General features: G+C 62.7%; 19 protein-coding genes. 5 read left to right on the top strand and 14 right to left on the bottom strand.

Annotated elements, in window-relative coordinates:
• Positions 1-19: 19 nt before the first annotated feature.
• From VUN82_09190 to VUN82_09180, 3 genes are all read left to right on the top strand, one after another.
• The gene (locus VUN82_09190; protein XAS73991.1) at positions 20-1,363 is read left to right on the top strand and encodes an HRDC domain-containing protein; all 1,344 of its coding nucleotides are present in this window, start codon (positions 20-22) and stop codon (positions 1,361-1,363) included.
• A 218-nt stretch (positions 1,364-1,581) separates the two neighbouring features.
• Positions 1,582-2,838 (top strand): acetyl-CoA C-acyltransferase, encoded by a 1,257-nt coding sequence (locus VUN82_09185; GenBank protein ID XAS73990.1) that lies wholly within the window; start codon positions 1,582-1,584, stop codon positions 2,836-2,838.
• Positions 2,835-4,979 (top strand): 3-hydroxyacyl-CoA dehydrogenase NAD-binding domain-containing protein, encoded by a 2,145-nt coding sequence (locus VUN82_09180; protein XAS73989.1) that lies wholly within the window; start codon positions 2,835-2,837, stop codon positions 4,977-4,979. Before VUN82_09185 ends, VUN82_09180 begins: the two co-directional genes overlap by 4 nt.
• Before the next feature lie 76 nt (positions 4,980-5,055).
• On the opposite strand, the gene VUN82_09175 is transcribed toward VUN82_09180, so the two are convergent.
• From VUN82_09175 to VUN82_09125, 11 genes are all read right to left on the bottom strand, one after another.
• On the bottom strand, positions 5,056-6,033 hold the full coding sequence (locus tag VUN82_09175; protein XAS73988.1) for an aldo/keto reductase: 978 nt from the start codon (positions 6,031-6,033) through the stop codon (positions 5,056-5,058).
• Between the two features lie 42 nt (positions 6,034-6,075).
• The gene (locus VUN82_09170; GenBank protein ID XAS73987.1) at positions 6,076-6,294 is read right to left on the bottom strand and encodes a hypothetical protein; all 219 of its coding nucleotides are present in this window, start codon (positions 6,292-6,294) and stop codon (positions 6,076-6,078) included.
• A 32-nt stretch (positions 6,295-6,326) separates the two neighbouring features.
• Positions 6,327-6,887 (bottom strand): hypothetical protein, encoded by a 561-nt coding sequence (locus tag VUN82_09165; GenBank protein ID XAS73986.1) that lies wholly within the window; start codon positions 6,885-6,887, stop codon positions 6,327-6,329.
• Positions 6,884-7,453 carry a DUF402 domain-containing protein gene (locus VUN82_09160; GenBank protein ID XAS73985.1) on the bottom strand — a complete coding sequence of 190 codons (570 nt, stop codon included), beginning with the start codon at positions 7,451-7,453 and terminating at the stop codon, positions 6,884-6,886. The genes VUN82_09165 and VUN82_09160 overlap by 4 nt, the downstream gene beginning before the upstream one ends.
• On the bottom strand, positions 7,450-9,423 hold the full coding sequence (gene dxs, locus VUN82_09155; protein XAS73984.1) for a 1-deoxy-D-xylulose-5-phosphate synthase: 1,974 nt from the start codon (positions 9,421-9,423) through the stop codon (positions 7,450-7,452). Before dxs ends, VUN82_09160 begins: the two co-directional genes overlap by 4 nt.
• A gap of 140 nt (positions 9,424-9,563) precedes the next feature.
• The gene (locus tag VUN82_09150) at positions 9,564-10,412 is read right to left on the bottom strand and encodes a PRD domain-containing protein (GenBank protein XAS73983.1); all 849 of its coding nucleotides are present in this window, start codon (positions 10,410-10,412) and stop codon (positions 9,564-9,566) included.
• 90 nt (positions 10,413-10,502) lie between these two features.
• On the bottom strand, positions 10,503-11,921 hold the full coding sequence (locus VUN82_09145) for a glycoside hydrolase family 1 protein (protein ID XAS73982.1): 1,419 nt from the start codon (positions 11,919-11,921) through the stop codon (positions 10,503-10,505).
• A gap of 27 nt (positions 11,922-11,948) precedes the next feature.
• Positions 11,949-13,892: a beta-glucoside-specific PTS transporter subunit IIABC gene (locus tag VUN82_09140; GenBank protein ID XAS73981.1), complete on the bottom strand. Its 1,944-nt coding sequence runs from the start codon at positions 13,890-13,892 to the stop codon at positions 11,949-11,951.
• 299 nt (positions 13,893-14,191) lie between these two features.
• Positions 14,192-14,326 (bottom strand): hypothetical protein, encoded by a 135-nt coding sequence (locus tag VUN82_09135; protein ID XAS73980.1) that lies wholly within the window; start codon positions 14,324-14,326, stop codon positions 14,192-14,194.
• Positions 14,323-14,757, bottom strand: a complete 435-nt coding sequence (locus tag VUN82_09130; protein ID XAS73979.1) for a cupin domain-containing protein — start codon at positions 14,755-14,757, stop codon at positions 14,323-14,325. The genes VUN82_09135 and VUN82_09130 overlap by 4 nt, the downstream gene beginning before the upstream one ends.
• Positions 14,758-14,833: 76 nt before the next feature.
• Entirely contained in the window at positions 14,834-15,763 is a 930-nt protein-coding gene (locus VUN82_09125) for a helix-turn-helix transcriptional regulator (protein ID XAS73978.1), read from the bottom strand.
• A 301-nt stretch (positions 15,764-16,064) separates the two neighbouring features.
• Here VUN82_09125 and VUN82_09120 point away from each other — a divergent pair, with 301 nt between their 5' ends.
• Together VUN82_09120 and VUN82_09115 are read left to right on the top strand one after the other, a co-directional pair.
• Complete coding sequence (locus VUN82_09120; GenBank protein ID XAS73977.1) at positions 16,065-16,904, top strand: hypothetical protein; 840 nt, start codon at positions 16,065-16,067, stop codon at positions 16,902-16,904.
• A 37-nt stretch (positions 16,905-16,941) separates the two neighbouring features.
• The gene (locus VUN82_09115; protein ID XAS73976.1) at positions 16,942-17,784 is read left to right on the top strand and encodes an MBL fold metallo-hydrolase; all 843 of its coding nucleotides are present in this window, start codon (positions 16,942-16,944) and stop codon (positions 17,782-17,784) included.
• Between the two features lie 134 nt (positions 17,785-17,918).
• Here the strand turns inward: VUN82_09115 and acnA are convergent, their stop codons facing one another.
• The 3 genes from acnA to VUN82_09100 all read right to left on the bottom strand — a co-directional run bounded on the left by acnA (position 17,919) and on the right by VUN82_09100 (position 24,370).
• Positions 17,919-20,729, bottom strand: coding sequence for an aconitate hydratase AcnA (gene acnA / locus VUN82_09110; protein XAS73975.1), 2,811 nt, complete (start codon positions 20,727-20,729; stop codon positions 17,919-17,921).
• A 264-nt stretch (positions 20,730-20,993) separates the two neighbouring features.
• A complete protein-coding gene (locus VUN82_09105; protein XAS73974.1) occupies positions 20,994-22,361 on the bottom strand; it encodes a TRAM domain-containing protein in 1,368 nt (455 codons plus the stop codon).
• Entirely contained in the window at positions 22,358-24,370 is a 2,013-nt protein-coding gene (locus tag VUN82_09100) for an APC family permease (GenBank protein XAS73973.1), read from the bottom strand. Before VUN82_09100 ends, VUN82_09105 begins: the two co-directional genes overlap by 4 nt.
• Positions 24,371-24,421 lie beyond the last annotated feature (51 nt).

Here is a 24,421-nt window from a genome sequence, read left to right as displayed (position 1 = left end):
TCGGTAAGCTTAAGCCACCATGACCCCTGAAAACCTGGATAAAACCACAACCGGCGATCCGGTTGCTGATCCCACCACCCACATCAAAGTTGAAGGCTTCGACAGCCACATCCCTGAAGTCATCGATCTTGATACCCCGCGCGAAGGCGTGCCCCTGGTCATCGATACCTTGGCAGGCCTGGAGCGATGTGCCGCGGCTATTGCGGCCGGAACCGGGCCGGCTGGCGTCGACGCCGAACGCGCTTCCGGATTCCGCTACGGCCAGCGCGCCTTCCTCGTACAAATCCGGCGCGAAGGAGCCGGCACCTGGTTGATTGACCCCGAACCGTTTGACAACCTGAACATCGTCAATGATGCGCTGCGCGGTGTCGAATGGATCCTGCACGCTGCCACCCAGGACCTTCCCTGCCTTTCCGAGCTGGGCATGTGGCCGGACAAACTCTTCGATACCGAACTTGCGGCCAGGCTGGCCGGACTCCCTCGCGTCGGGCTCGCTGCCGTCATCGAACAGCTGCTTGGGTTCGGTCTCGCCAAAGAACATTCCGCCGCAGACTGGTCAACACGGCCGCTGCCGGAGCCTTGGCTGCGCTACGCTGCCCTCGACGTCGAAGTCCTGGCTGAACTCCGCGAAGAACTCATCGAACTTCTTCAGGCCGACGGCAAGCTCGGATTCGCCGAGCAGGAATTCGAGGGAATCCTTGCTGCCGGTATCGCACCCCCAAGGGTGGATCCATGGCGGAAGACATCCGGACTCCACCAGATCCGTGACCGCCGCCAGCTGGCCGCCGTTCGGGAACTGTGGGAGGAGCGGGACCAACTGGCCCGCAAGCGTGACGTCGCTCCCGGACGGCTCATCCCCGATTCCGCCCTCGTCGCAGCAGCCAAGGCGCTTCCCACCACCGTTCCCCAGCTCCTGGCCACCAAAGGCTTCCATGGCAGGTCAGCCCAGCGCGAAGCCCCCAGATGGCTGCGGTGCATAACCACAGCCCGCACGCTCACGGATCTGCCTCCCCTGCACTTGGCCACCAACGCGCCGCCCCCGCCACGCGTATGGGTGGACAGGGATCCGGCAGCTGCCGCACGCCTTGCCACAGCCCGCCCCGCGCTCCAGGAAAAGGCCGACGAACTCAAGCTACCTATCGAGAACCTGCTCACCCCGGACTACCTCCGCCGCGTGGCGTGGCGGCCGCCGTCGGACGTTTCACTGGAATCGATAGCCGATGAGCTACGCACCCTGGGTGCGCGGGAATGGCAAATCTCCTTCGCAGCGCCCATCCTGACTGAGGCATGCTTGAACCCAAAGCCGCTCCCCGGCAAGGAGTCCAAGTCGAGGGCAGAGCAGCAATCCAAGGACTCCGACTGATTCATTACCTTGCCCCTGGGCCCGTCACCCGAACTTCGGTTCGAGGTGGCGGGCCTTTTGCGTCCCGGGACATGTCAGGCATCCGCAGCATCTTGCATCCTAACCACCTTGCACCTATCGACCTTGCACCCTAAGTTACTCACGAGTAACATTGCATTAATGCCAATCGGAGACCGCTCTGCGGAATCCGGCACCATGTCTCAACGAGGAGTTAACACATGAGTCCATCACGCAGTGCTCAGAGGAGCGTCCGCGACGTCGTGTTCGTGGATGGTGTGCGGACACCCTTCGGTAAAGCCGGCGAGAAAGGCATCTACGCGGGTACGCGCGCTGATGACCTCGTCGTAAAGTGCATCCGCGAACTGATGCGCCGCAATCCGTCGTTGCCTGCTGACCGCATTGACGAGGTAGCCATCGCCGCGACAACCCAGACCGGCGATCAAGGCCTCACCATTGGCAGGACGGCGGCCCTTCTGGCAGGCCTTCCCCGCACGGTGCCCGGCTTCGCAATCGACCGCATGTGCGCTGGAGCCATGACAGCAGTAACGACGACGGCGAGTGGCATCGGCTTCGGCGCGTACGACGTCGTCATTGCCGGCGGCGTGGAGCACATGGGAAACCACCCCATGGGGTCCGGCGCCGACCCCAATCCGCGTTTCATGTCAGAGCGGCTCGTGGATCCCGCAGCGCTGAATATGGGCAACACGGCCGAGAATTTGCACGACCGCTTTCCGGCCATCACCAAGGACCGAACGGACGCCTACGCGGCCGCCTCGCAGGCGAAACTCGCCCAAGCGTATTCCCGCCAGCAGATCCAGGACGACCTCGTCCCCGTGGCCACCATGAAGCCAGGGCAGGGTTGGGCGCTGCACACCACCGATGAGCCACCCCGGCCGGGAACCACGGTGGAGGATCTCGCCGAACTGCGTACCCCCTTCCGGGCCCATGGGCGGGTTACGGCGGGCAACGCAGCAGGCTTGAACGACGGCGCCACCGCTGCGGTACTCGCTTCGGCGGAAGCCGCTGCGGAATTGGGCCTGCCCGTGAAGATGCGCTTGGTCTCCTATGCCTTCGCGGGAGTGGAACCGGAAGTCATGGGAATCGGTCCCGTGCCAGCCACGGAAAAGGCCCTCAAAAACGCGGGCCTCGCCATCGAGGACATCGGATTGTTCGAGATCAACGAGGCCTTCGCGGTACAGGTCCTGAGCTTCCTTGATCACTTCGGCATCGCGGATGACGACCCCCGGGTCAACCGCTATGGCGGGGCGATCGCCGTCGGACATCCGCTTGCTTCCTCAGGCGTTCGGTTGATGAACCAACTGGCCCGGCAGTTCCAGGAAGACCCCTCGGTCCGTTATGGCATCACCACCATGTGCATCGGCCTGGGCATGGGCGCCACGGTGATTTGGGAGAACCCACACCACGCTGACTTCGAATCGTCCCTCCAGACCAGTACAGAAGGAGCCGCCGCATGAGCGCCACAGAATTCCAGAAGCTCGCCTCCCTCTTCCCCGACGAGATCGTGACGCATTCCTACGTCCAGGACATCCAGCTTCCAGGCGGTGCAGGCACCTTTGCCTTAATCACCCTGGACAACGGACTGGACCACTCCAAACCCACCACGCTGGGGCCAAACACCCTGGTGGAATTGGGCGAAGTCCTGGATGGACTCAAGGAGCGTGCCGCCAAGGGTGAAATCGTAGGGGTCGGTGTGACCGGCAAACCATACTTCCTGGTGGCCGGCGCAGACTTGTCTGCCGTGAAGACCCTCAAAGAACGCGAGCATGGCCTGTGGATGGCCCAGCTTGGACACGCTGTGTACTCCACCCTGGCCAACCTCGGGGTGCCCAGCTTCGCCTTCATCAATGGTCTGGCGCTCGGCGGCGGACTCGAGATCGCCCTGCAATCCACCTACCGGACCGTCTCCACCGGCGCAGGCGCCCTCGCACTGCCTGAGGCGTTTATTGGCCTTGTTCCGGGCTGGGGCGGCGTCTACATTCTCCCCCGGTTGATCGGACCCGAAAACGCCGTCAAGGTAATGATCGAGAACCCGCTCAGCAACAACCGCACACTCACTGGCCCGGAAGCGTTTGAGCTCGGTATTGCCGATGCCATCTTCGAGCCGGCCGACTTCGTGGAGCAGTCCCTTGCGTGGGCTGCCCGTGTCATTACCGGCAAAGAAACCCCAGTGCGGAAGAACGCCGTCGACCCCTCGGACGAAGGCGTCGCCAGCCGCTGGGCTGCGGCGGTTTCCGCAGGCCGTGCGTTTGTTGAGGCGAAGACCTCCAATGCTTCGCCCGCGCCCGCCAAGGTGCTGGACATCATGGAGGCAAATCGCACCATGAGCCAAGGCGAATCGGCGGAGTTGGAATGTGAGACCCTTGCCGGCCTGATGCAGACGGATGAGTTCCGCTCCACCGTGTACGCTTTCCTGGACCTCGTGCAGAAGCGCTCCAAGCGGCCTGCAGGCGCACCGGACCGGAAGCTGGCCCGCCCGGTCACCAAGGTAGGCGTGGTAGGCGCGGGGCTCATGGCAAGCCAGCTGGCGCTACTTTTCGCCCGCCAGCTCAAGGTGCCGGTCGTCATGACCGACATCGATCAGGCCAGGGTAGACAAGGGCGTCGCGTACGTCCACGCAGAGGTCGACAAATTGCTGGCAAAGAAGCGAATCAAGGCCGACGCCGCCAACCGGACCAAGGCGCTCGTCACCGGTTCGGTGTCCAAGGCAGTCTTCGCTGATGCCGATTTCGTCATCGAGGCCGTGTTTGAAGAGCTGCACATCAAGAAGCAAGTCTTCGCCGAAGTGGAAGAGATCGTCTCCCCCGAGTGCATCCTCGCCACCAACACTTCCTCGCTGTCCGTAACCGCCATGGCCGAGGACCTACGGCACCCGGAGCGGCTGGTGGGCTTCCATTTCTTCAACCCTGTTGCCGTCATGCCGCTCTTGGAAATTGTCAGGGCGCCAAAGACTGACGACGCCGTACTGGCTACTGCTTTTGAGCTCGCCAAGGGCCTGAAGAAGACTGCCGTCCTGGTTAAGGATGCGCCGGCGTTCGTCGTAAACCGCATCCTGCTCCGCCTCATGGGCGAAGTCATCGCCGCTTTCGACGAAGGCACCCCCGCCGAAGTGGCAGACACCGCTTTGCGTCCCATGGGCCTGCCGATGACTCCCTTCACCCTGAGCGCCATGGTGGGACTGCCGGTCGCACAGCATGTGCAGGAGTCCCTCCATAATGCCTTCGGAGGCCGTTTCCCCGTTTCACAGAACCTGCAGAAGCTCATCGACAACGGCGTAAAGTCCCTCTGGGTCCCCGGTCCGGACGGAAAGCCAGTCATCCCGGCTGAGACTCTGGCCATCATGTCCTTCGGTAACACTCCCTCCACACGCGAGGAAGTGCTGCGGCGAACCCAGGACGCACTGGCCGAGGAAATCGGACTGATGCTTGAAGAAGGCGTGGTTGCCGGGCCTGAGGACATCGACCTCTGCGTCATCATGGGTGCGGGCTGGCCCATGTTCCTGGGCGGCATCACTCCCTACCTGGACCGCGTTGGCGCCGCTGAACGCGTCAATGGCAAGCGTTTCCTGGCACCCGGCGTCGCCTCCGCCCCGGCCTAAAGCGGCAAGAAAGAGGGCAGTGGTAAGAGCGAAAGCCCGCGCCACTGCCCTTCCTGCGTTTCCAAGCCTTTTGTGTCTAGAAGAGTGCCACCTTGGGAGCACGCGGGAAGATCTCGTCCAGTTCCTCGCGCTCCTCCTGGCTAGGGACCCAGCACACTGCTTCCGCGTTCTCACGAATCTGCTCCGGACGCGTCGCTCCAGCGATGACACTGCTGACGCCGGGTTGGGCTGCCAACCACGAGAATGCCAGCTGGAGTTCGGTGATGCCCCGTTCCTTGGCGAACTGACCAAAGCGGCCCAGCTGCTGCCAATCGGCATCATGCACCAGATTGGTCCGTGTATGGCTCAGGCGGGAACCCTCGGGGGCATGGCCGGCGGAGTACTTGCCTGTGAGCAGGCCATTGGCCAGGGGGAAATACGGAAGCACACCAAGCGAGAAGGCGCTGGCTGCCGGAATGACCTCGAGCTCGGCCCGGCGGTCCAGCAGATTGTAGTGGTTCTGGGTTGAAATGAAGCGAACCCCTCCAGACTGCCGCCCAACGTACTCGGCTTCGGCGATCTGCCACCCAGCGAAGTTCGAGTGACCGATGTAGCGGACCTTGCCGCTGGTGACCAGGACATCCAACGCTGCAAGGGTTTCCTCAATGGGCGTCTGTGGGTCCGGGGTGTGGAACTGGTAGAGGTCGATCCACTCCGTACCCAGCCTGCGCAGCGAGGCTTCAACCGCCTTGAGGATGTAGCGCCGCGAACCGCGCGCACCAAAGTCGTTGCCATTGGCCCCGTGCATATCCATGCCGAACTTGGTACCGATGACGACGTCGTCGCGATGTCCCTTCAGCGCTTTGCCCAGCATGGCCTCGCTGAGGCCAGGCTCCCGGCCGTAAACATCTGCGACGTCGAAGAACGTCACCCCGGCATCGATCGCGGCGCGGACAACGGCATCCGTGCCTTCCTGCGACTCCGTGGGAGTGTTGGCGCGTCCCAGGTTGTTACAACCCAGCCCTACAGCTGAGACGGTCAGTCCGGAGTGGCCAAGGCGTCGATATTCAGTCATGGAACCCAGCCTATAACGCTCTTCCGGGGACTATGGCCGATGTTAGCGCGAGCCGAAAGTGATGCCGGATTCCTCCATTGCTTCCTCGAGCTGGGCAATGGCTACCGGCCCCATGCCGTGGAGCTTGGAGGCCTTCTGTTCGCCAAACTCAGCCAGCTGTTCCAAAGTTTCGATGCCTTCGTGGGCCAGGGCGCGTTTTGCCGGCGCCGCAAGGCCCTTGGGTAGCGGCGTATGTCCGGGCCAATTGCTCTTGGACGACATGGAACATCCCTCCTGAGTGCGTTAGGTCCTACTTAGAGGGTAAAGCCCACACCTTGCTTGGGCGAGTGCTTCACGCGGAATGCGGTGGGGTCGCTGTGCGGAGCCGCTGCGATGGAGAGCTTGGTGAAATCCAGGTCCTCATTGCGAACGCAGATCTTGATGGCATTGACGGCCTTGTTGACATCCGGGCACAGGCAAAAAACGTTCAGACGCGAGTTTCCGATCTCCGTGCGGTCCACGATTCCCAGTCCTCGCCAAGCCAGTTCGCCCGTGAGCGCGGCCTTTGCCTTGCGCTCAAAGTGACGGTCACGTTCAGTGCCGTCCTTGGTCTTCAGCGCAAACTGTGCAACCACCCAGAACTGCTCGGACTCCGGGATCTCGGCGTATCCATCCTCTTCACACTGGGCAGCGAAAGCCGCCATCAAACCGTCTACCGAAGTGTCGTCGTCAACGTCTGTTTCATCGGTCTTGCTTTGGTGGCCCACAACGCCGTGATTGATCACGAACTGGTGGTCGTCGTCGTCGTACCAGGCTTCACGGAAGTGAAGTACTCCCTCGTCGTCGCGTTTGTATGCGCGGATAATGCCGCTCATGTTCGTCCTTTCCTGAACCACTCTGCACTGGTGTTGCTGGTGCCCTCGACGTCGAATGGAGCCTTCATGGCCTCCACTCCCTCACGAAGGGCTGCGCACTCCGCACGCATGGTTTCCACGATTTCTGCGGGATATCCCATGCCTGCCCTGTGGTCCTCAAACTCATCCTCGTCATCGACGAACACACCGTGAAGGGTGGATCGGATGACGTCCAGGTCCATATCGATCATGTGGAACTCGGTAACGCCTGGCCTGATGGTGTTCCATCCATGACCGGTTGCCAGGTCTACGTAGATCCGGAAGTCACCCGGGTAGGTGTCGTCATAGAAAGTGGCCACGAATTCGCCGGTCCGCGGTACCAGCAGGACTGCATCCGAGGCTGTGTAGAAGGCAGCACCGGGACGAGAACAGAACTCCCCCGCGCCTTGGAAAATCCACCAGCCGTGGATGTCCTCACCCAAGTAGCGGCCGGGTACAACCCAGTGCGCCTTGCCGTTCCACTTCCTGTTTCTCGCCACCACGAGGTCGCCGGGCTGCAGGGAGCCCGGTTCGCGATCGGGACTCACAGCTTGGGCAGACTGCCGGTGGTGGGGTGTTCCTGACCTGGCAGGGGCCGCGCAAAGGGGACCTTTGTCCCCAGGACCTGCGCTACGATGTCGTGGGCTATTTTCTGGGCCGTAAGCCCGACGCGCTCCAGGACCTGGCTCCTGGATCCGTGCACCAGGAACTCAACAGGCAAGCCGCCCTCGTTCAAAGCTGTATCAACGCCTGCTGCGCGCATTTCCTGGCGGATGCGTGAACCCACGCCGCCGGCGCGGACGCCGTCTTCGATACAGATGACCAGGCGGTGCCGGGCGGCAAGGGCGATGATTGATCTGCGCACAGGCAGAAGCCAGCGGGGATCGACCACCGTTGAGCTGATTCCCTGGGCGCCAAGACGGCCGGCGACATCCAGGGCGAGCTCGGACATCGCGCCAACACTGATGATGAGGACGTCGTTTTCGGTGGAACCCTCGGGACGGCGTGCCAGGATATCCACGCCGTCGTGGAGCCGCTCAATGGCCTCCACTTCAGAGCCGACGCTGCCCTTGGAGAACCGCACCACGGTGGGGGCGTCATTGATGGCGACCGCCTCGCGCAGTTCTTCCCTGAGCCGGGTGGCGTCGCGCGGAGCGGCTAAATGGAGTCCTGGGACAATCTGGACCATCGCCATGTCCCACATGCCGTGGTGGCTGGGACCGTCCGGTCCTGTAACGCCTGCACGGTCCAGGACAATGGTGACCCCTGCCTTGTGAAGTGCTACATCCATCAGGAGCTGATCGAAAGCACGGTTCAGGAAGGTTGCATAAACCGCCACCACCGGGTGCAGGCCACCGAAGGCCATCCCGGCAGCAGACGTGAGCGCATGCTGTTCGGCGATACCGACGTCGATAACGCGTTCAGGATGGCGCTCCGCAAACTTGTGCAGACCAACGGGTATCAGCATTGCCCCGGTGATGCCGACAACGTCAGGACGCTCATCAGCGATGTCGGCGATTTCCTCGGCGAAGACCGAGGTCCAGGATCTGGCGCCGGGCCTTTCGGTCGGCTCACCTGTCTCTGGATCAATGATTCCCACAGCGTGGAACTGATCGGCCTCGTTGGCAAGGGCGGGAGCATATCCGTGGCCCTTTTCCGTCATGGCATGCACGATCACCGGGCCACCGTAGGCTTTGGCCGTGCTGAGAGCGTGCTCCATGGCTTGGAGGTTGTGTCCGTCCACCGGACCGATGTACTTCATGCCCAGGTCTTCAAACATTCCCTGGGGCGCCCACCAGTCCTTGATGCCCTTTTTCATGGCGTGCAGGCTCTTGTAGGTGAACTGGCCTACCGGACCGCCGTCCTGGAGCTTCTTCTTCCACCAGTCAAGCATCCGCTCATAAGCCGGTGTGGTCCGCAAAGTGTCGATGGTGGGGCGCAGCGATGCCAGGTAGTCGGCAAAACCGCCCACAGTCGGTGCATAGGAGCGGCCGTTGTCGTTGACCACAATCACCACGCGGCGCCGCTTATCAGCGGCAATATTATTGATGGCTTCCCAGGTCATGCCACCAGTAAGGGCACCGTCACCTACAACCGCGACGACGAACCGGTCGCCTTCGCCGGTCAACTGCCGGGCGCGGGAAATGCCGTCCGCCCAGGACAAGGACGAGGAAGCGTGGGAGCTTTCGACGATGTCGTGCTCGGACTCGGCGCGGTCCGGGTAACCCGAGAGGCCGCCCTGCTGGCGCAGAGTACTGAAGTCCTGCCTGCCCGTGAGGAGCTTGTGGACATAGGACTGGTGCCCGGTATCAAAGACAACGCTGTCCCGGGGAGACTCGAAGATGCGGTGTACGGCAAGCGTGAGCTCGACGACGCCGAGGTTGGGACCCAGGTGTCCACCGGTAGCGGCTACGTTGGTAATCAGGAAGTCCCTGATCTCGCCGGCCAGCTGTTCCAGCTCTTGGCCGGACAGCTTGGCCAGGTCCTGTGGATCCTTGATGGTTTCCAAGAGTCCCAACGGCCCTCCTTAGGGTGAATGACGTGCTTGTTAACTTTAGCGCGTGCCCGGGGCCAACATTTTCGCGCCGTGCGTGGGGAACGAATACGCGTCCCGGGAACGCAAACAGCCCCGGCTCAGGGGAACGGCGCATCCGGGCTCTAGCGGTATTCACTCACGTCCGCTACCAGGCGTGCGACGTGCAAGGCCAGGTATGCCACCTCGTCCCGGGTGAGGCTGGTGTCCAGTCCCATTTCCAGGAGGTACTGGATCTTGGCGGAGCACACGACGGCCTCCGGGTGGCTCTGAATGATCGCGTCCACCAGCACGGAGGACTTCTCGGAGATCTGTTTGCCCGAGGCGACTCGGCTGAACAGGTATCTCAAATGCGTGACGAAGCGTGCCGCGTTCATGGACTGCTGGTCCACGGTGAAGCCGAAAGTCTTATCCACCAGCGCGAATGCCTGCGCGATGACACCAGTCATCTGCATGGCCTTCTCCATGCCGGGCGTGGCGAACTGAGCGTTCACGAAGTGCATGGCCAGGGCCACCGCCTCGTCGTCATGCAGCCTCACCCCCAGCGACGCCTCCACCAGGCCCAACGCCTCGCGTCCCGTGGCCAGCTCCTTCGGGTAAAGCTGGGAGACCTCCCAGACCAGCGGGAACTGGGCGGGGATCCCCTCTTGCAGCCGTTCGACGGCGAAGCTGAGGTGATCCGCGAGCGGCACCACCAGGGCTTGGCTGACCCGCAGGTCGAGCCGCTTCTGCGCCAGCTCCGCGACCTCGCCGGCTGCATTCAGACAGTCCAGAGGGATGTCATCCAGGAAGCGGGCGAGCCGTTCCAGATTGGCGTTCTCCGCCGCAACGAAGACCTGATCCGCCACCTCGCGGGAGATCTGGTCACCTGGCCTGCGGCCGTGCCCGAGGCCGCGGCCGATCACCACGAGGTCCTTGCCGTCGACATCGACCGCCAGCACCGCGTTGTTGTTGAGCACGCGCTTGACTTGCACGTCTCACCGTTCCTTCCGTCAAAAAATCATGGTGGTGGTGCGGGGCGGATTCTGCCCCGCACCACAGCCCGGCGGGATCCCGCCGGAGCCTCAGGCGGAGAGCGACTCGCCACCGGAAGCGATGATGCCCTGGTACCAGAAGAAGCTGTCTTTCCGCACGCGCGCCAGATCCTTCAGATCATCCTCCGTGCGGTCCACATAGATAAAGCCGTACCGCTTGGAGATGCCCTGATGCGTGGACACCAAGTCGATCGCCGTCCACGGGCAGTAGCCGAACACGTCCACGCCGTCGCTGATGGCCAGCCGGATCTGCTCCAGGTGCAGGCGCAGGAACTCGATCCTGTAATCGTCCCGCACCCTGCCGTCCACCAGCTCGTCAAAGGCACCCAGCCCGTTCTCGGTGATGATGAGCGGCAGCTGATAGCGGTCCCAGAGGCGGCGCATAGTGGTGCGGAACCCCACCGGGTCGATCTCCCAGCCGAAGGCATTGACGGGCAGATGCTCATTCTTTACCGCACGATAGAGGCCCACCTCGCCCCGCACGATCTGCTGGTCCCCACCCCGCACTTGGATGTCCGAGGAGTCCCCACGGGACGCACCGACCGTCTGAGTCGAGTAGTAGTTGAACGCGAGGAAATCCGGCTTGGCCGCAGCCAGCAGCTCAAGATCGCCATCCAGGATCTCCGGCTCCCAGCCCTTGGCACAGAGGTAGGCCCACGCCAGATTGTGGTACCTGCCCCGGACGGACAGGTCCACGTAGAGCAGGTTGCGAATGGCATCCCAGTCATCCGCCGCGATGATATCCTCCGGCGCGCAGGTGGCCGGGTAGACGGACACGATGTTCGGGGCCGGCCCGATCTTCGCCTCTGGCAGCAGCTCATGGCAAAGCACCATGACCCGCGCCTGCGCCAGGAACATGTGGTGGTTCTGCTGATAAAGCTCCTTTCCTCCCACCTGGCCACTGCGTCCGGTGGTCCCGATGGCGCGACCGTGCAGGATCATCATGTTCTGCTCGTTGATGGTGAGCCAGTACTTCACCTTGGAGCCGTACTCCTGAAAAAGTACCCGGGCGTAACGCTCGAAGGCGTCGATGGTGGCCCGCTCCGACCAGCCGCCCTTGGCGTCCAGCGCCGCGGGGAGGTCGAAGTGGTACATGGTCACGACAGGCTCGATGCCCTTGGCCAGGAGCTCGTCAATCACCCGATGATAATGCGCTACGCCGGCCGGGTTCACCGCGCCGTCGCCGTCCGGGACGATCCGGGTCCATGCGATGGAGAAGCGGTAGGCGTTCAGACCCATCTCCGAGAACAACTCCACGTCCTCGGCGTAGCGGTGGTAGTGGCCGGCCGCCACGGTGAAGTCCGTGACGCCGTCCGGCCGGTGCATGTGGATGTCGATCACCGACGGGCCTTTGCCGTCGGCGTCCCAGCCGCCCTCCACCTGATATGCGGAGGTGGAGGCTCCCCAGAGGAAGTCCTCGGGGAACGGGGTGAGCTGCTCGTGCTGCATTCTGCGGTTCCTTTCGTGGCTTCCTGGTCAGCGTCCGACGACGGCGATCGCCGCGCCTGCCACCACGGAGCCGCCTTCAAGCTGCTCCACCGGTGCGTCCTTGGGTCCGTTGGTCACGACCACCAGTACGGTGGCCGGATGGCCGGCGGCGCGAATGGCGTCCAGGTCGGCCGTGACGAGCGGCTGCCCTGCCTCCACGCGTGTCCCGCGTTCCAGCGCGCCGTGGAAACCCTCACCCTTCATGGTCACCGTGTCGATGCCCACGTGCACCAGTACCTCTACGCCGTCGTCGGTCTTGATGCCGAAGGCGTGGCCGGTCTTCATGGCCACGGCTACCGTTCCGCTCACCGGGGAGACGATGACGCTCTCGGACGGTTCCACGGCGACGCCCGGACCCATGGCTCCGGAGGCGAAGACCGGATCGCCGACGTCGGCCAACGGAACAACGGTGCCGGCGCAGGGCGCTGCCAATTCAATGGTTTCGGTCCGCACCAGAGTTGCTGTGCCACCGGCGACGGCGGCGGTCTCCTTGGCAGCAGGGCGACGGACGGACGGGGCCGCATCGTCGTCCGCTGCCGAGGCCGTTTCGACGGCGGGCTTTTCGAACTTGAACGAGAGCACAAAGGTCAGCACGGCGGAGACGACGGCGGAGATGACCAGGGCGATGATGATGTTGATCATGTTCACCAGCGTGTTGTCACCGATGTAGAGCAGAACGGCGGGCAGGCCGGAGGAGCCGGTGGCAAAGCGGTGCGTCTGGGTCAAGCCCGCGTACAAGCCGCCCGCGCCACCGCCGATCATGGCCGCGATGAGCGGGTAACGCTTGGGGAGGGCGATGCCATAGAGAATCGGTTCCGTGATGCCCATCAGGCCTGTGATGCCGCCTGCGGTGGCAATCTGACGCGTCTTCTTGTCCTTGGTTCGGAAAGCGACCACCAGGGACGCTGCGCCCATGGCGATGTTGGAGACCAGGGCACCGGGGCCGAAGATGCTTTCCTTGCCCGTCTGGGCGAGCTGGACGACACCGAGCGGGGCGATGCCGTTGTGCAGGCCGAACATGACCATGACCGGAAGTGTCGCACCGACCAGCAGGGCCGGGGCCCAGGCTGCGTTGGTGCTCAGGAATGTGAAGAAGGAACCAAGGTAGCCGCTCAGAATGCTGCCAATGGGTCCGAGCACACCGAGGGCCAGGGTACCCATGATGAGGAAGGTCAGCATCGGCACGAACACCAGGTTCACGGACTTCGGAACCACCCGGGTCAGACCACGCTCCACGTAGTACTGGGCGAACACGACCAAGATGATCGGAATGACCGCGCCCGAGTAGTTGACCAAGGGGAACGGCAAGATGTCGAAGAAGGTGACCGGGTCCTTCTTCGTCACCAGGGCGACCCAGTTGGGGTGCAGCATCATGGCAGCGACCGCGGCTGCCAGGATCGGGCTGATCTTCAACTTCTGAGCCGCACTAAAAGCCAGCAGCACGGGGAGGAAGTAGAACACTGCATCTGCGAAAAGGTTGACCAAAGCGTAAGTCTGAGATTCCCGGGACACGAGATTCAGCACTACGAGCAGGGCAAGGAGCGCCTTGACCATACCAGCTCCAGACAATGCTGGGATGAGGGGCTGGAAGACACTGGAGACGAACTCGATCACCGCGCTGCCCACGTTATTGCGCTTGACCTTGGCCGCGCCGCCGTCGTCCTTGGCGTTGACAGACAAATCGCCGAGCTCGCGCTCCACTTCGTTGAACACTTCCTTGACGTGCATGCCGACCACCACTTGGAAGACCCCTCCCTTGGAGAGGGTTTTTACGATGCCTTCAGTGGCGTTCAGCTCGTCCAGCGCGACGGCGGATTCATCCTTTAGGGCGAAACGAAGCCGGGTCTGGCAGTGGTAGGCCTCGGTAATGTTGGCTTTGCCGCCAACGAGCCGCACTATGTCTGCGGCTAAGGGAGCGTATTGCTTGCTCATGATTTCCTCGCATTCTCAGATCCGCCCTTCATTGGGCGGGGTGTGAGGCAACGCGGCTTGAGCTGTTTCAGGTGATCCTGTATCAGGGCACGAAAAAGGCCCAAGCCGGTTGACCGATGAAGGTCGCAGAGCTTGAGCCTTGCCTCGCCCGAAGCGAGTTACATACCCAGGTCTCGAAAGAACCAGAAATCATCATGTCAGGTGATATGAGTCACGTCAAGCCGTCCAGATCGCCGGACGATCGGAGGACGTGACGGCGTCACCGGTTCCACGCAGTCATGCTACTTGGTCCTCCTGCGTCACTTGCCGCTGTAGACGTCGATCGCGGCGACCGCGCCCGCTGCCTCGTCATCGTCGATGAACCACGTGCCGAGCCCCAGCTTCGGGATCTCGATGCCGTTGGACAGGGTGTAGCTCTCGTTCAGGATGCTCATGCGTTCTCTCCGTTGGTCGGAAGCGCGCCGTACACCTCGTCGGTGACCGGCTCCAGCCATTCGTTGCTTACGCCTTCGCCCGGGGTGATGAAAGCAACGTGGGAGAACCACGAATTGGCCTTCGCACCGTGCCAGTGCTTCGTGCCGGCCCGGACGTGGATCACCGTTCCGGGCTCCAGGCTGATCGGCTCGGTGCCCTCTGCCTGGTACCAGCCGCTGCCCGCAGTGCAGATCAGGATCTGGTCTCCTCCACCATCGGTGCCGTGGTGGATGTGCCAGTTGTTGCGGCATCCCGGCTCGAAGGAGACGTTGCTGACCGGAACACTTCCCGAGGCGAGCGGGGCCAGATAACTCTGGCCGATGAAGTACTGGGCGTAGGCGTCGTTCTTTTCCCCGAGCGGGAAGATCTGGTCGAATTCGTTGTCAGTCATTTTGCTTTTCCTTTTGTTCCGTCCAGCGGTTGAGGTAAGCCATGTGCCGGGGATCGGCACGATCATCGCGGAGACCTCAAGCCCCTGGCCCAGTGCTCTGGTCTGCATGATCAGTCCTTCGTGGTGGTGGTGTCGCCGAGTACGGGGTGCGACGCGTCGCGGTTACGGTGGCGGCGAGGCTTGCCAGCAAGTGCAGCCGTTGATCGCTCGGCGAACCGGGCTCGGCGGTGTAAATGAGGAACGAAAGCCCCGGCTCGGCGGTCAGCTCGAGTCCTTCGTAGGTGAGGGTGAGGTCGCCGACCTCGTGGTGGTGAAAGTCCTTCGTGCCCGAGCCGTGGCGGCGGACGTTGTGCGCACCCCACCGCGTACGGAACGCGTCACTGCGGGTGGAGAGTTCACCGACAAGGTCATGCAACTGCTTGTCACGAGGATCATGACCGGCCTCCGTGCGCAGAATCGCCACGGTGACGTCGGCCGCCGCCTCCCAGTCCGGGTAGAACGTCTTTGCGCGTTCGTCGAAGAAGCAGTACCGGGCGAGGTTCCCCTGCCCGGGCCCGTCGAAGACCTCGTCATAGAAGGCGCGACCCAGGGCGTTGGTCGCCAAGATGTCCATCCGTCCGTTGCGTACGAACGCCGGACCGTTCACGATGACGTCCAGCGCACGGGTCAGGCTATCCCGCGCCACCCATGTCTTCGACTTGCGCCGGCGCACGTGCTGCGCGCCTCCGTTTGCGGCCCGTGCGAGATCAAAAAGGTGCTCGCGCTCGGCATCGTCGAGCTGCAGGGCCCGTGCGACCGACTCCAGCACGGAGTCGGACACCCCGGCGAGGTTGCCTCGCTCGATCTTGGCATAGTACTCCGGACTCACGTCCGCAAGCATCGCAACCTCCCCCCGCCTCAAGCCCGCGACGCGACGGTGCCCCGAGACCGTCAGTCCGGCCTGCTCGGGGCTGATGTTCGCCCGACGGGATATGAGGAACTCCCGTGCTTCATCCTTGGTGTTCATGCACACAACGCTATTCGGGCCACTGGCTTGGAGGGAGGCCCCGCTGGTACACCCTTCACTAGAGACTCCCCTCCCCTGCCGCAGTCGCGATGGAATAGAGGCATTCGAGCAACTACGACGAAGGAGAAAAGGAGCTCAAGGAAGCGTTACTGCACCTTTCCTTCTACGCCGGCTGGCCCAACGGGATGGGCGCGACGACCGTGCTGAAGAACGTCGTCGAGGACGCCTGACACCGGGCTCCAGATACACGCGAAACACCCGACGCGGCGGGGAAACCCCTACCGAGAAGGAGAAACCACCCATGACCGCATGGATCCCGGACGGAACAGCAGAGACGCTGCAACATCTGAGCGGAGCCACCCGCTTGTTTCCCATCATCGGAGACCCCATCACGCACGTGCAGTCCCCTATATGGCTCACGCGGACTTTCGCGGAGCGCGGCCATAACGGGATCTGCGTACCGATGCAAGTACCAGAGGGCGCACTCGATGCCGTCATGGCCGGACTCACAGCAACGCCGAACGTCGACGGGATCCTGGTCACGATGCCGCACAAGCACGGCTCCTTCACCTATTGCTCCACCAGCACCGACCGTGCGAGCCGCTCTGGCGTCGTCAGCGTCATGCGCCGCAACCCGGACGGCACCTGGCATGGGGACATGCTCGACGGCCTCGCGTTCGTCAAGGCGCAGCAGGACCACGGCGCGACCATCTACGGCTCACGAGCGTTGCTAGTGGGTACCGGAAGCGCGGGCAGTGCGATCGCAATCGCCCTCATCGAAGCCGGGGTGCGGGAGCTCGTGCTCCACGACGCCGACCTGTCGCGCGTGAGCGGTTTACTGGACCTGCTGGAGATGATGGATCCTGGCCGCGCGCGTGCCGGGACGGTCGACCCAACGGGCTTCGACCTGGTCTTCAACGCGACCCCTCTGGGGATGGGAGACAAAGACCCGTTGCCGGTGGATCGCTCGTTGCTGACCTCCTCAATGTTCGTCGGCGACGTCGTCTCGGGACACGGCACTACACCTCTCATTGCTGCCGCCCGTTCCGTTGGCTGCGGAACTGCCGCCGGTGAGCACATGGTTGAGGCCGTGCAAGATCTTATGGCTGATTTCATGCTCGGTCGCCGGAGTGAACAGTGACCACTCCCATTGCACCGCAGAATAGACCCAAGGAGACATGATGAACCATTCGCACCCACCGCTCCGGCACAGCCCCCGCGGGCAGGCCATGGCCCCGAAAACTATGCCAATTCGTGCTGAGGCCTTCGATAACCCGCACGGTACCGTCCTTTACTGGCTCGGCATGGCGGGATTTCTGATCAATGCACGGGGGACGCTGATTATGGTCGATCCGCTGCTCCAGGACTTTGACATGCCTGTGCTCATCGACTACCCGCTCCGGGCGGCAGACGTCCCCCGAGTCGATGGGATCCTGGTCACTCACGCGGACAATGACCACTTCAGCGTGCCGACGTGTAATGCCTTGAATGAAGTCACGCAGCGGTTCCACTCGACGCGCTACGTCTCCGATCTGATGCAGGAACTGGGCATGCCCGCCGAGGGCCACGGCACCGGCGACGCCTTCTCCATCGGCGGGGTCCGGGTCACGGTCACGCCGGCGGACCATGCCTGGCAGAATGCCGCGCCCAAGCCGGGACAGCGCACCTTCCGCGATGAGGACTCGTGCGGCTTCTGGATCGAGACCCGTGACGGCGTGATCTGGGCACCAGGGGACTCACGGCTGATCCGCGAACACCATCTGACCATGCCGACCCCGGACGCGCTACTGTTCGACTTCTCGGACAGCGAGTGGCATTTCACCTTCGACGGCGCGGTCGAGATGGCCAATGCCTACCCCGACGCAGACCTGATCCTGCACCACTGGGGCTCGGTGGACTCCCCCGATTTTTCCCCGTTCAACGCCGACCCGGACACGCTCTGGGACGTCGTGGTCAACCCCAAGCGCATCCGCGTGCTCGCACCGGGCGAGCCTTTCCGGCTGGGCGGCGCGTCCGCGTAGGCCCGGAGTCGGACCTACAAAGCAGAAGTGCCCCGCCAGGCCGAAGCCTGACGGGGCACTTGAGCGAGACTCTAGTGTGACAGCCGGTGAAAGCGAGTCAGCGACCAGATCCTCTGGTATCCGAGCCGATCAGCTCAGGAACCGCTAATTTGCCGAAGCACGTACTGCAGGATGCCACCGTTGCGGTAGTAGTCCGCTTCACCCGGGGTATCGATGCGCAGGACAGCGTCGAAGGACTTGGACGTGCCGTCCTCGGCCGTTGCCGTCACCTTGAGCGTCTTGGGCGTGGTGCCGTTGTTCAGCGCCGTAACGCCTTCAACCGAGAACGTCTCCGTGCCGGTCAGGCCGAGCGTTGCCGCGGACTCGCCAGCGGGGAACTGCAGGGGAAGAACGCCCATGCCGATGAGGTTGGAGCGGTGGATGCGCTCGTAGCTCTCGGCAACGACGGCCTTGACACCCAGGAGCGCAGTGCCCTTGGCTGCCCAGTCACGGGACGATCCGGAACCGTATTCCTTGCCTGCAAGGACAACCAGCGGCGTTCCCGCAGCCTGGTAGTTCTGTGCGGCATCGTAAACGTAGGCCTGCGGTGCACCTTCCTGGCTGAAGTCGCGGGTGAAGCCACCCTCGACGCCGTCCAGGAGCTGGTTCTTGATGCGGATGTTGGCGAAGGTACCGCGGATCATGACTTCGTGGTTGCCACGGCGCGAGCCGTAGGAGTTGAAGTCCTTGCGCTCCACGCCATTGGCCAGGAGGTACTGGCCTGCAGGCGTGTCCGACTTGAACGAGCCGGCCGGGGAGATGTGGTCCGTGGTGACGGAATCGCCAAGCTTCAGGAGCACGCGTGCACCTGCAATGTCCTTGACGGGATCCGGCTGCGCCTTCATGCCTTCGAAGTATGGGGGCTTCCGCACGTAGGTGGAGTCCTCGGCCCAGGCGAACGTGTCGCCTGCCGGGGTGTCGAGTGCCTTCCAGCGCTCGTCGCCGTCGAAGACGCCCTCGTAACCCTTGGCGAACATAGCCTTGTCGATGGAGGAGTCAATGACTTCCTGCACCTCGATGGGGTTCGGCCAGATGTCCTTCAGGAAAACTTCGTTGCCCTCGGAGTCCGTGCCCAGGGCATCGGTGTCGAAATCGAAGTCCATGGAACCGGCCAGGGCGTAAGCGATGACCAACGGCGGGGAAGCCAGGTAGTTCATCTTGACGTCCGGGTTGATACGGCCTTCGAAGTTGCGGTTGCCCGAGAGGACAGCCGTCACGGAGAGGTCGTTGGCCTGGATGGCTTCGGAGATCTCCGGCTCCAGAGGGCCGGAGTTGCCGATGCACGTTGCACAGCCGTAGCCCACGATGTAGAAGCCGAGCTTCTCCAGGTACGGGGTCAGGCCGGACTTCTCGTAGTAGTCGGTGACGACCTTCGAGCCCGGAGCCACAGAGGTCTTGACCCACGGCTTGGACGTCAGGCCCTTGTCAACAGCGTTGCGTGCAAGGAGGGCTGCAGCCAACATGACAGACGGGTTGGAGGTGTTGGTGCAGGACGTGATCGAGGCGATCGACACTGCACCGTGGTCCAGCTCGAACTCGCGGCCGTCGGCTGTCTTCACGTGCACCGGGGAGGACGGGCGGCCGTGCGCACCGTTGGCGGCGGACGCAACGCGTGCCGTCTCCGTCGTGTGCGAGTCGGCGTGCGTGAAGGACGGTGAATCCGAAGCCGGGAAGGACTCGTCCAGGGATTCGTCTACACTGCCATCTTCAATGGCGACGTAGTTGTGGATGTCCTTCCGGAACTGCTCCTTGGCATCCGTCAGCTCGATGCGGTCCTGCGGACGCTTCGGGCCGGAGATGGACGGAACAACCGTTGAAAGGTCCAGCTCTAGGAACTCGGAGAAGCGCAGCTCGCGGGAAGGATCGTGCCAGAGGCCCTGCTCCTTGGTGTATGCCTCCACAAGGGCGACATTCTCTTCGGACCGGCCGGTCAGGCGCAGGTATTCCAAGGTGACATCGTCAATCGGGAACATGGCGGCCGTGGAACCGAATTCCGGGCTCATGTTTCCGATGGTTGCGCGGTTTGCCAGCGGCACAGCGGCAACGCCTTCACCGTAGAATTCGACGAACTTACCCACCACGCCGTGCTTGCGCAGCATTTCGGTGATGGTCAGCACAACGTCCGTTGCGGTGGCGCCTGCCGGGATGCTGCCGCTGAGCTTGAAGCCCACGACGCGGGGAATCAGCATGGAGACGGGCTGGCCAAGCATGGCAGCCTCGGCTTCGATGCCGCCGACGCCCCAACCCAGGATTCCCAGACCGTTGACCATGGTGGTGTGGGAGTCGGTTCCAACGCAGGTGTCCGGGTAGGCACGAAGCACGCCATCGATCTCACGGGTCATGACCGTGCGGGCCAGGTACTCGATGTTGACCTGGTGGACAATGCCGGTTCCCGGGGGGACAACCTTGAAGTCATCAAAGGCCGTCTGGCCCCACCGCAGGAATTGGTAGCGCTCACCATTGCGCTGGTATTCGATCTCCATGTTGCGCTCCAGTGCGCCGGAGTTACCGAAGGCGTCGATCTGGACGGAGTGGTCGATGACCATTTCGGCTGGCGCCAAGGGGTTGACGCGCTTGGGGTCGCCGCCAAGTTCTTTAACTGCCTCGCGCATGGTGGCGAGGTCTACAACGCAGGGTACGCCGGTGAAGTCCTGCATGATGACTCGGGCCGGGGTGAACTGGATCTCCGTGTCGGGCTCCGCATTGGGGTCCCAACCGGCCAGGGCGCGGACGTGGTCAGCCGTTATATTGGCGCCATCCTCAGTCCGCAGGAGGTTTTCAAGCAATACCTTGAGGCTGAACGGAAGGCTGTCTGCGCCCTCTACGGAGTTCAACCGGAAAATTTCATAATCGGTGCCGGCTACATTCAGTACGCCTTTGGAACCGAAGCTGTCCACAGTGCTCATGGCAGGACTCCTCTCGCAACAGTTTCATCTTTGTCGCGTGGTTGGCCGCTAGCCAGTTAGGCGCACCTTACTTAGCCGGGCGGCACTCTCAGTTGGTCAACCCCTATCCCCCGCGGAACTACGCGGAGTGGGGCTGCTATGTGGGACTACTATGCCCATCGTAGTGGCATCGATCATGTTGAAGCACTGCCGCAGGCAGTTGCACCCAGCGCGGCACCCTCGACGAATCGCCCGCCATCCGGTGGCGCGGCGGGCGATAGACGCCTAACCGGCGGGAACGATGAGGCTGACGGTCTCCAAGTGATGAGTGTGGGGGTACAGGTCGAACGCTCTCAACGACTCCAGGCGCCAACCGCCCTGCTGGAAGTAACCCAGATCACGTGCAAAAGAAGCCGGATCACAGGACACATAGGCAATTGCGCGGGGATGTGAGGCCATGAGTTGGTTTACCACGGCTTTTCCAGCCCCCACGCGCGGCGGGTCCAGGACCAGGGAATCAAAGTTCCTGGGACGCTGGTGCAATACCCGCTCCACTCGTCCCTGCACGATCTCAACATGGGATTCTCCGTGCAGGTTCTTGCGCGCATCACGGCTGGTGCCAGGCGATCCTTCAACGGACAATACCGAACCCGTAACGCCTACCGCATCAGCCAAAGGAGCAGTAAACAGGCCTGCGCCGGCGTAGAGGTCCGCCACCGCAGCACCCGGTTGGAGATACCCACCGCCTGCGAGGTAGCCGGTCACCGCGTTGACCAACGTCTCCGGCGCGTCTTTGTGAATCTGCCAGAAGCCTTCGCCTGTCACCCGGTATTCATGCCCTGCCGCCGATTCCTGCACCCAGGTCCGTCCCCGAAGCTGCAGTACTTGGCCCTTGCCGGGATCGAAGCTGGCTACGGAAACTTCGTGCGACAACTGCGAAAGGATGCTGTGCAGCCGCTTGGGACTTGTTGTTTCCTCCGGCGCCAGCAACACGAGCGGCCTGGAGCCATTGGCTGGCGCCACCACTTCTACGCGTGCTATCCCGCTGAGATCAAGGTCCCACAACTTGAGGTCGTTGATTCCGGAGAGCGCCAGTGGCATCTCCCGTATGGGCACCACGACGTCCGAACGGTGGGCATGCATTCCCAGCCGTCCCTTGGGTGTGACAGCAAAGCTGGCGCGCGTACGCCAGCCGAGTCCGCCGTCGTCGTTGGCACCCACGCCCTCAACCTCGACCGCGAGGTCCAGGCCCGCGAGTCTCTTGAGTTGCTCGGACAACACTTCGGCCTTCAGGGCACGCTGCCGTTGCAGGGAAATGTGGCCGAGCTCGGCGCCGCCCACGGGTGGATTCCCGTGCTGCCAGGCCGCCAGCGAATCGGCCGGCTTCCAGAAATGCGGCACGCGGTCCGGCGAGGCTTCCAGGACCTCGACGACGTCGGCACGCCAGAAGCGCGACGAGTCGCCGGAGTCGGTCAATCGGATCCGGACCTTCTCCCCCGGAATGCCATGGCGTACGAAGATGACGCGACCTTCATGGCGTGCGACGAAATGCCCGCCGTGTGCGACAGGGCCAACGTCAACGGTCAGTTCGGTGCCGGGCGTACCTTGGCCTCCGCTGTTGTCAGTGAGGGGGGAAATGCTGTGGGAGGTCATTGTGTATCCTGCAGTGCCTTTGCTTCTTCGGAGGACTTGAGCTGCCAAGGAACGCTGGCAACCATGACTCCAGGTTCAAAGTGGAGCCGCGTCTTGATTCTGAGTGCCGTCTGGTTGTGAACCAGCTGCTCCCACCATTTGCCCACGACGTACTCGGGGATGTACACCACGATCAAGTCCCGGGGTGAGTCGCGTCGCATGTTCTTGATGTACTCCATGATGGGAGTCACGGTCTCACGGTAGGGGCTGGCCAGTACGGTGAGCGGTACTGGAATTTCCAGCTTCTCCCAATCCCGCACGGTATGTTCTGTCTCTTCGGAGTTGATGTCCACGGTAATCGCATCCAGTCGCGAGGGCCGCGACGCCCGGGCGTAAGCCAGGGCCCGCAATACAGGTTTGCGGACGTGCGAAACAAGCAGTACGGCGTGGACACGGGTAGGCAGCGCGCGTGGCGATGAATCCTCGTCAACAGCCAATTCCTTGGCAACATTGTCATAGTGCGCCCGGATACTCCACATGATGAGGAACAGCACGAACATTGCCAGAAGTGCGATCCAGGCACCTTGCTCAAATTTGGTGATGAGGACGATGACCAAGACGAGCGCAGTCATGCCGAAACCCACCATGTTGATGGTCCGCGATTTGATGATCCTGCGGCGTACCGATTTGTCCCGCGCGAGTTTCAGTTCGCGGCCCCAGTGGCGGACCATGCCAAGCTGGCTGGCGGTGAAGGAAATGAAGACCCCCACGATGTACAGCTGGATGAGCTTGGTGACATCAGCGTTGAACGAAAGGATGAGAACCAGCGCTCCGGCAGCCAAGGCCAGCACGCCATTGCTGAAGGCCAACCTGTCGCCGCGGGTGCGGAGCTGGCGGGGCAGATAACCGTCCTGAGCCAGGATGGAGCCCAGCACAGGGAAGCCGTTGAACGCGGTGTTGGAAGCGAACACGAGAATGACGCCGGTGGCAGCCACCACTATGTAGAACGGAATGGAACCGGCCCCAAAAATGGTGTCGGCGATCTGGCTGATGGCCGGATTCTGGATATAGCCCTCGGGCAACGGCTTGCCATCAAGGAGGAACTCCTTGGCGGGATCCAAGACAATGTGCACCTTCGTGGCGTTGGCGAGGTAAAGGATGCCGGCCAGCATGGCCGCCGCGATCGCGCCGAGCAACAACAGGGTGGTGGCAGCGTTCTTGCTCTTGGGCTTCCGGAAGTTGGGCACGCCGTTGCTGATCGCCTCCACACCCGTCAAGGCAGCAGCACCCGAGGAAAAGGCACGCAGCAACAGGAATGCACCGGCAAGGCCAACGAGGCCTTCGTCGAAGCCGGCCTCGGGCACGATGGTGAAGTTGGCGGACGCCGCCTGGCCCAGTTGTCCCGTAATGGCCTGGAAGATGCCCACGAGGGTCATGCCAATGATGGAGGCCATGAAAATGTAGGTGGGAACGGCGAAGACCGTGCCGGCCTCCTTGATGCCTCGCAGGTTGACCAAAGCGAGAATGATCACGCCCACAGTCGCGATCATCGCCTGTTGGCCGTGCAACGAAGGGATCGCCGTGGTGAGATATGCAGCGGCAGAGGACATCGACACTGCAACGGTCAGGACATAGTCCACGAGGAGCGCAGCAGCAACGGTGAGCCCGGCGTACTTGCCCAGATTGACGTTGGCAATCTCATAGTCCCCTCCGCCCGACGGGTAGGCATGCACATTCTGGCGGTAAGAGGCCACCACTGTGAGCAACACCACCATCACTGCCAACCCAACAAAGGGGGAGAACGCTACCGCGCTCACACCCGCGAGAGCCAAGGTCAGCAGGATTTCATCCGGTGCGTAGGCCACCGAAGACAGGGCATCCGAGGCGAAGATCGGCAAAGCGATGCGCTTGGGCAAGAGGGTGTGGGATAGGCGGTCATTCCGGACTGGCCGGCCCACCAACACACGCTTCGCAGCATTCAGTATTGTCAACACTTTCGCAAAACTACTCTGAATCCCCAGCGATGTCATGACGGCGGTCTCCGACTTACGTCCAGCGCACCGGTAAAGTCATACGCAGCG

This window comes from Micrococcaceae bacterium Sec5.1, from assembly GCA_039636795.1.
Classification (GTDB): domain Bacteria; phylum Actinomycetota; class Actinomycetes; order Actinomycetales; family Micrococcaceae; genus Arthrobacter.
This window is presented reverse-complemented; position numbering and strand designations above follow the sequence as displayed.

What these genes read in the sequence shown, in the direction of transcription:
- VUN82_09165 (XAS73986.1), bottom strand. Translation starts at nt 6,887, where the DNA reads ATGAGCGGCATTATCCGCGCATACAAACGCGACGACGAGGGAGTACTT.
- VUN82_09170 (XAS73987.1), bottom strand. Translation starts at nt 6,294, where the DNA reads ATGTCGTCCAAGAGCAATTGGCCCGGACATACGCCGCTACCCAAGGGC.
- VUN82_09180 (XAS73989.1), top strand. Translation starts at nt 2,835, where the DNA reads ATGAGCGCCACAGAATTCCAGAAGCTCGCCTCCCTCTTCCCCGACGAG.
- acnA (XAS73975.1), bottom strand. Translation starts at nt 20,729, where the DNA reads ATGAGCACTGTGGACAGCTTCGGTTCCAAAGGCGTACTGAATGTAGCC.
- VUN82_09135 (XAS73980.1), bottom strand. Translation starts at nt 14,326, where the DNA reads ATGAGCATCCTGAACGAGAGCTACACCCTGTCCAACGGCATCGAGATC.
- VUN82_09190 (XAS73991.1), top strand. Translation starts at nt 20, where the DNA reads ATGACCCCTGAAAACCTGGATAAAACCACAACCGGCGATCCGGTTGCT.
- VUN82_09105 (XAS73974.1), bottom strand. Translation starts at nt 22,361, where the DNA reads ATGACCTCCCACAGCATTTCCCCCCTCACTGACAACAGCGGAGGCCAA.
- VUN82_09140 (XAS73981.1), bottom strand. Translation starts at nt 13,892, where the DNA reads ATGAGCAAGCAATACGCTCCCTTAGCCGCAGACATAGTGCGGCTCGTT.
- VUN82_09115 (XAS73976.1), top strand. Translation starts at nt 16,942, where the DNA reads ATGATGAACCATTCGCACCCACCGCTCCGGCACAGCCCCCGCGGGCAG.
- VUN82_09100 (XAS73973.1), bottom strand. Translation starts at nt 24,370, where the DNA reads ATGACATCGCTGGGGATTCAGAGTAGTTTTGCGAAAGTGTTGACAATA.
- VUN82_09130 (XAS73979.1), bottom strand. Translation starts at nt 14,757, where the DNA reads ATGACTGACAACGAATTCGACCAGATCTTCCCGCTCGGGGAAAAGAAC.
- VUN82_09125 (XAS73978.1), bottom strand. Translation starts at nt 15,763, where the DNA reads ATGAACACCAAGGATGAAGCACGGGAGTTCCTCATATCCCGTCGGGCG.
- VUN82_09145 (XAS73982.1), bottom strand. Translation starts at nt 11,921, where the DNA reads ATGCAGCACGAGCAGCTCACCCCGTTCCCCGAGGACTTCCTCTGGGGA.
- VUN82_09185 (XAS73990.1), top strand. Translation starts at nt 1,582, where the DNA reads ATGAGTCCATCACGCAGTGCTCAGAGGAGCGTCCGCGACGTCGTGTTC.
- VUN82_09175 (XAS73988.1), bottom strand. Translation starts at nt 6,033, where the DNA reads ATGACTGAATATCGACGCCTTGGCCACTCCGGACTGACCGTCTCAGCT.
- VUN82_09120 (XAS73977.1), top strand. Translation starts at nt 16,065, where the DNA reads ATGACCGCATGGATCCCGGACGGAACAGCAGAGACGCTGCAACATCTG.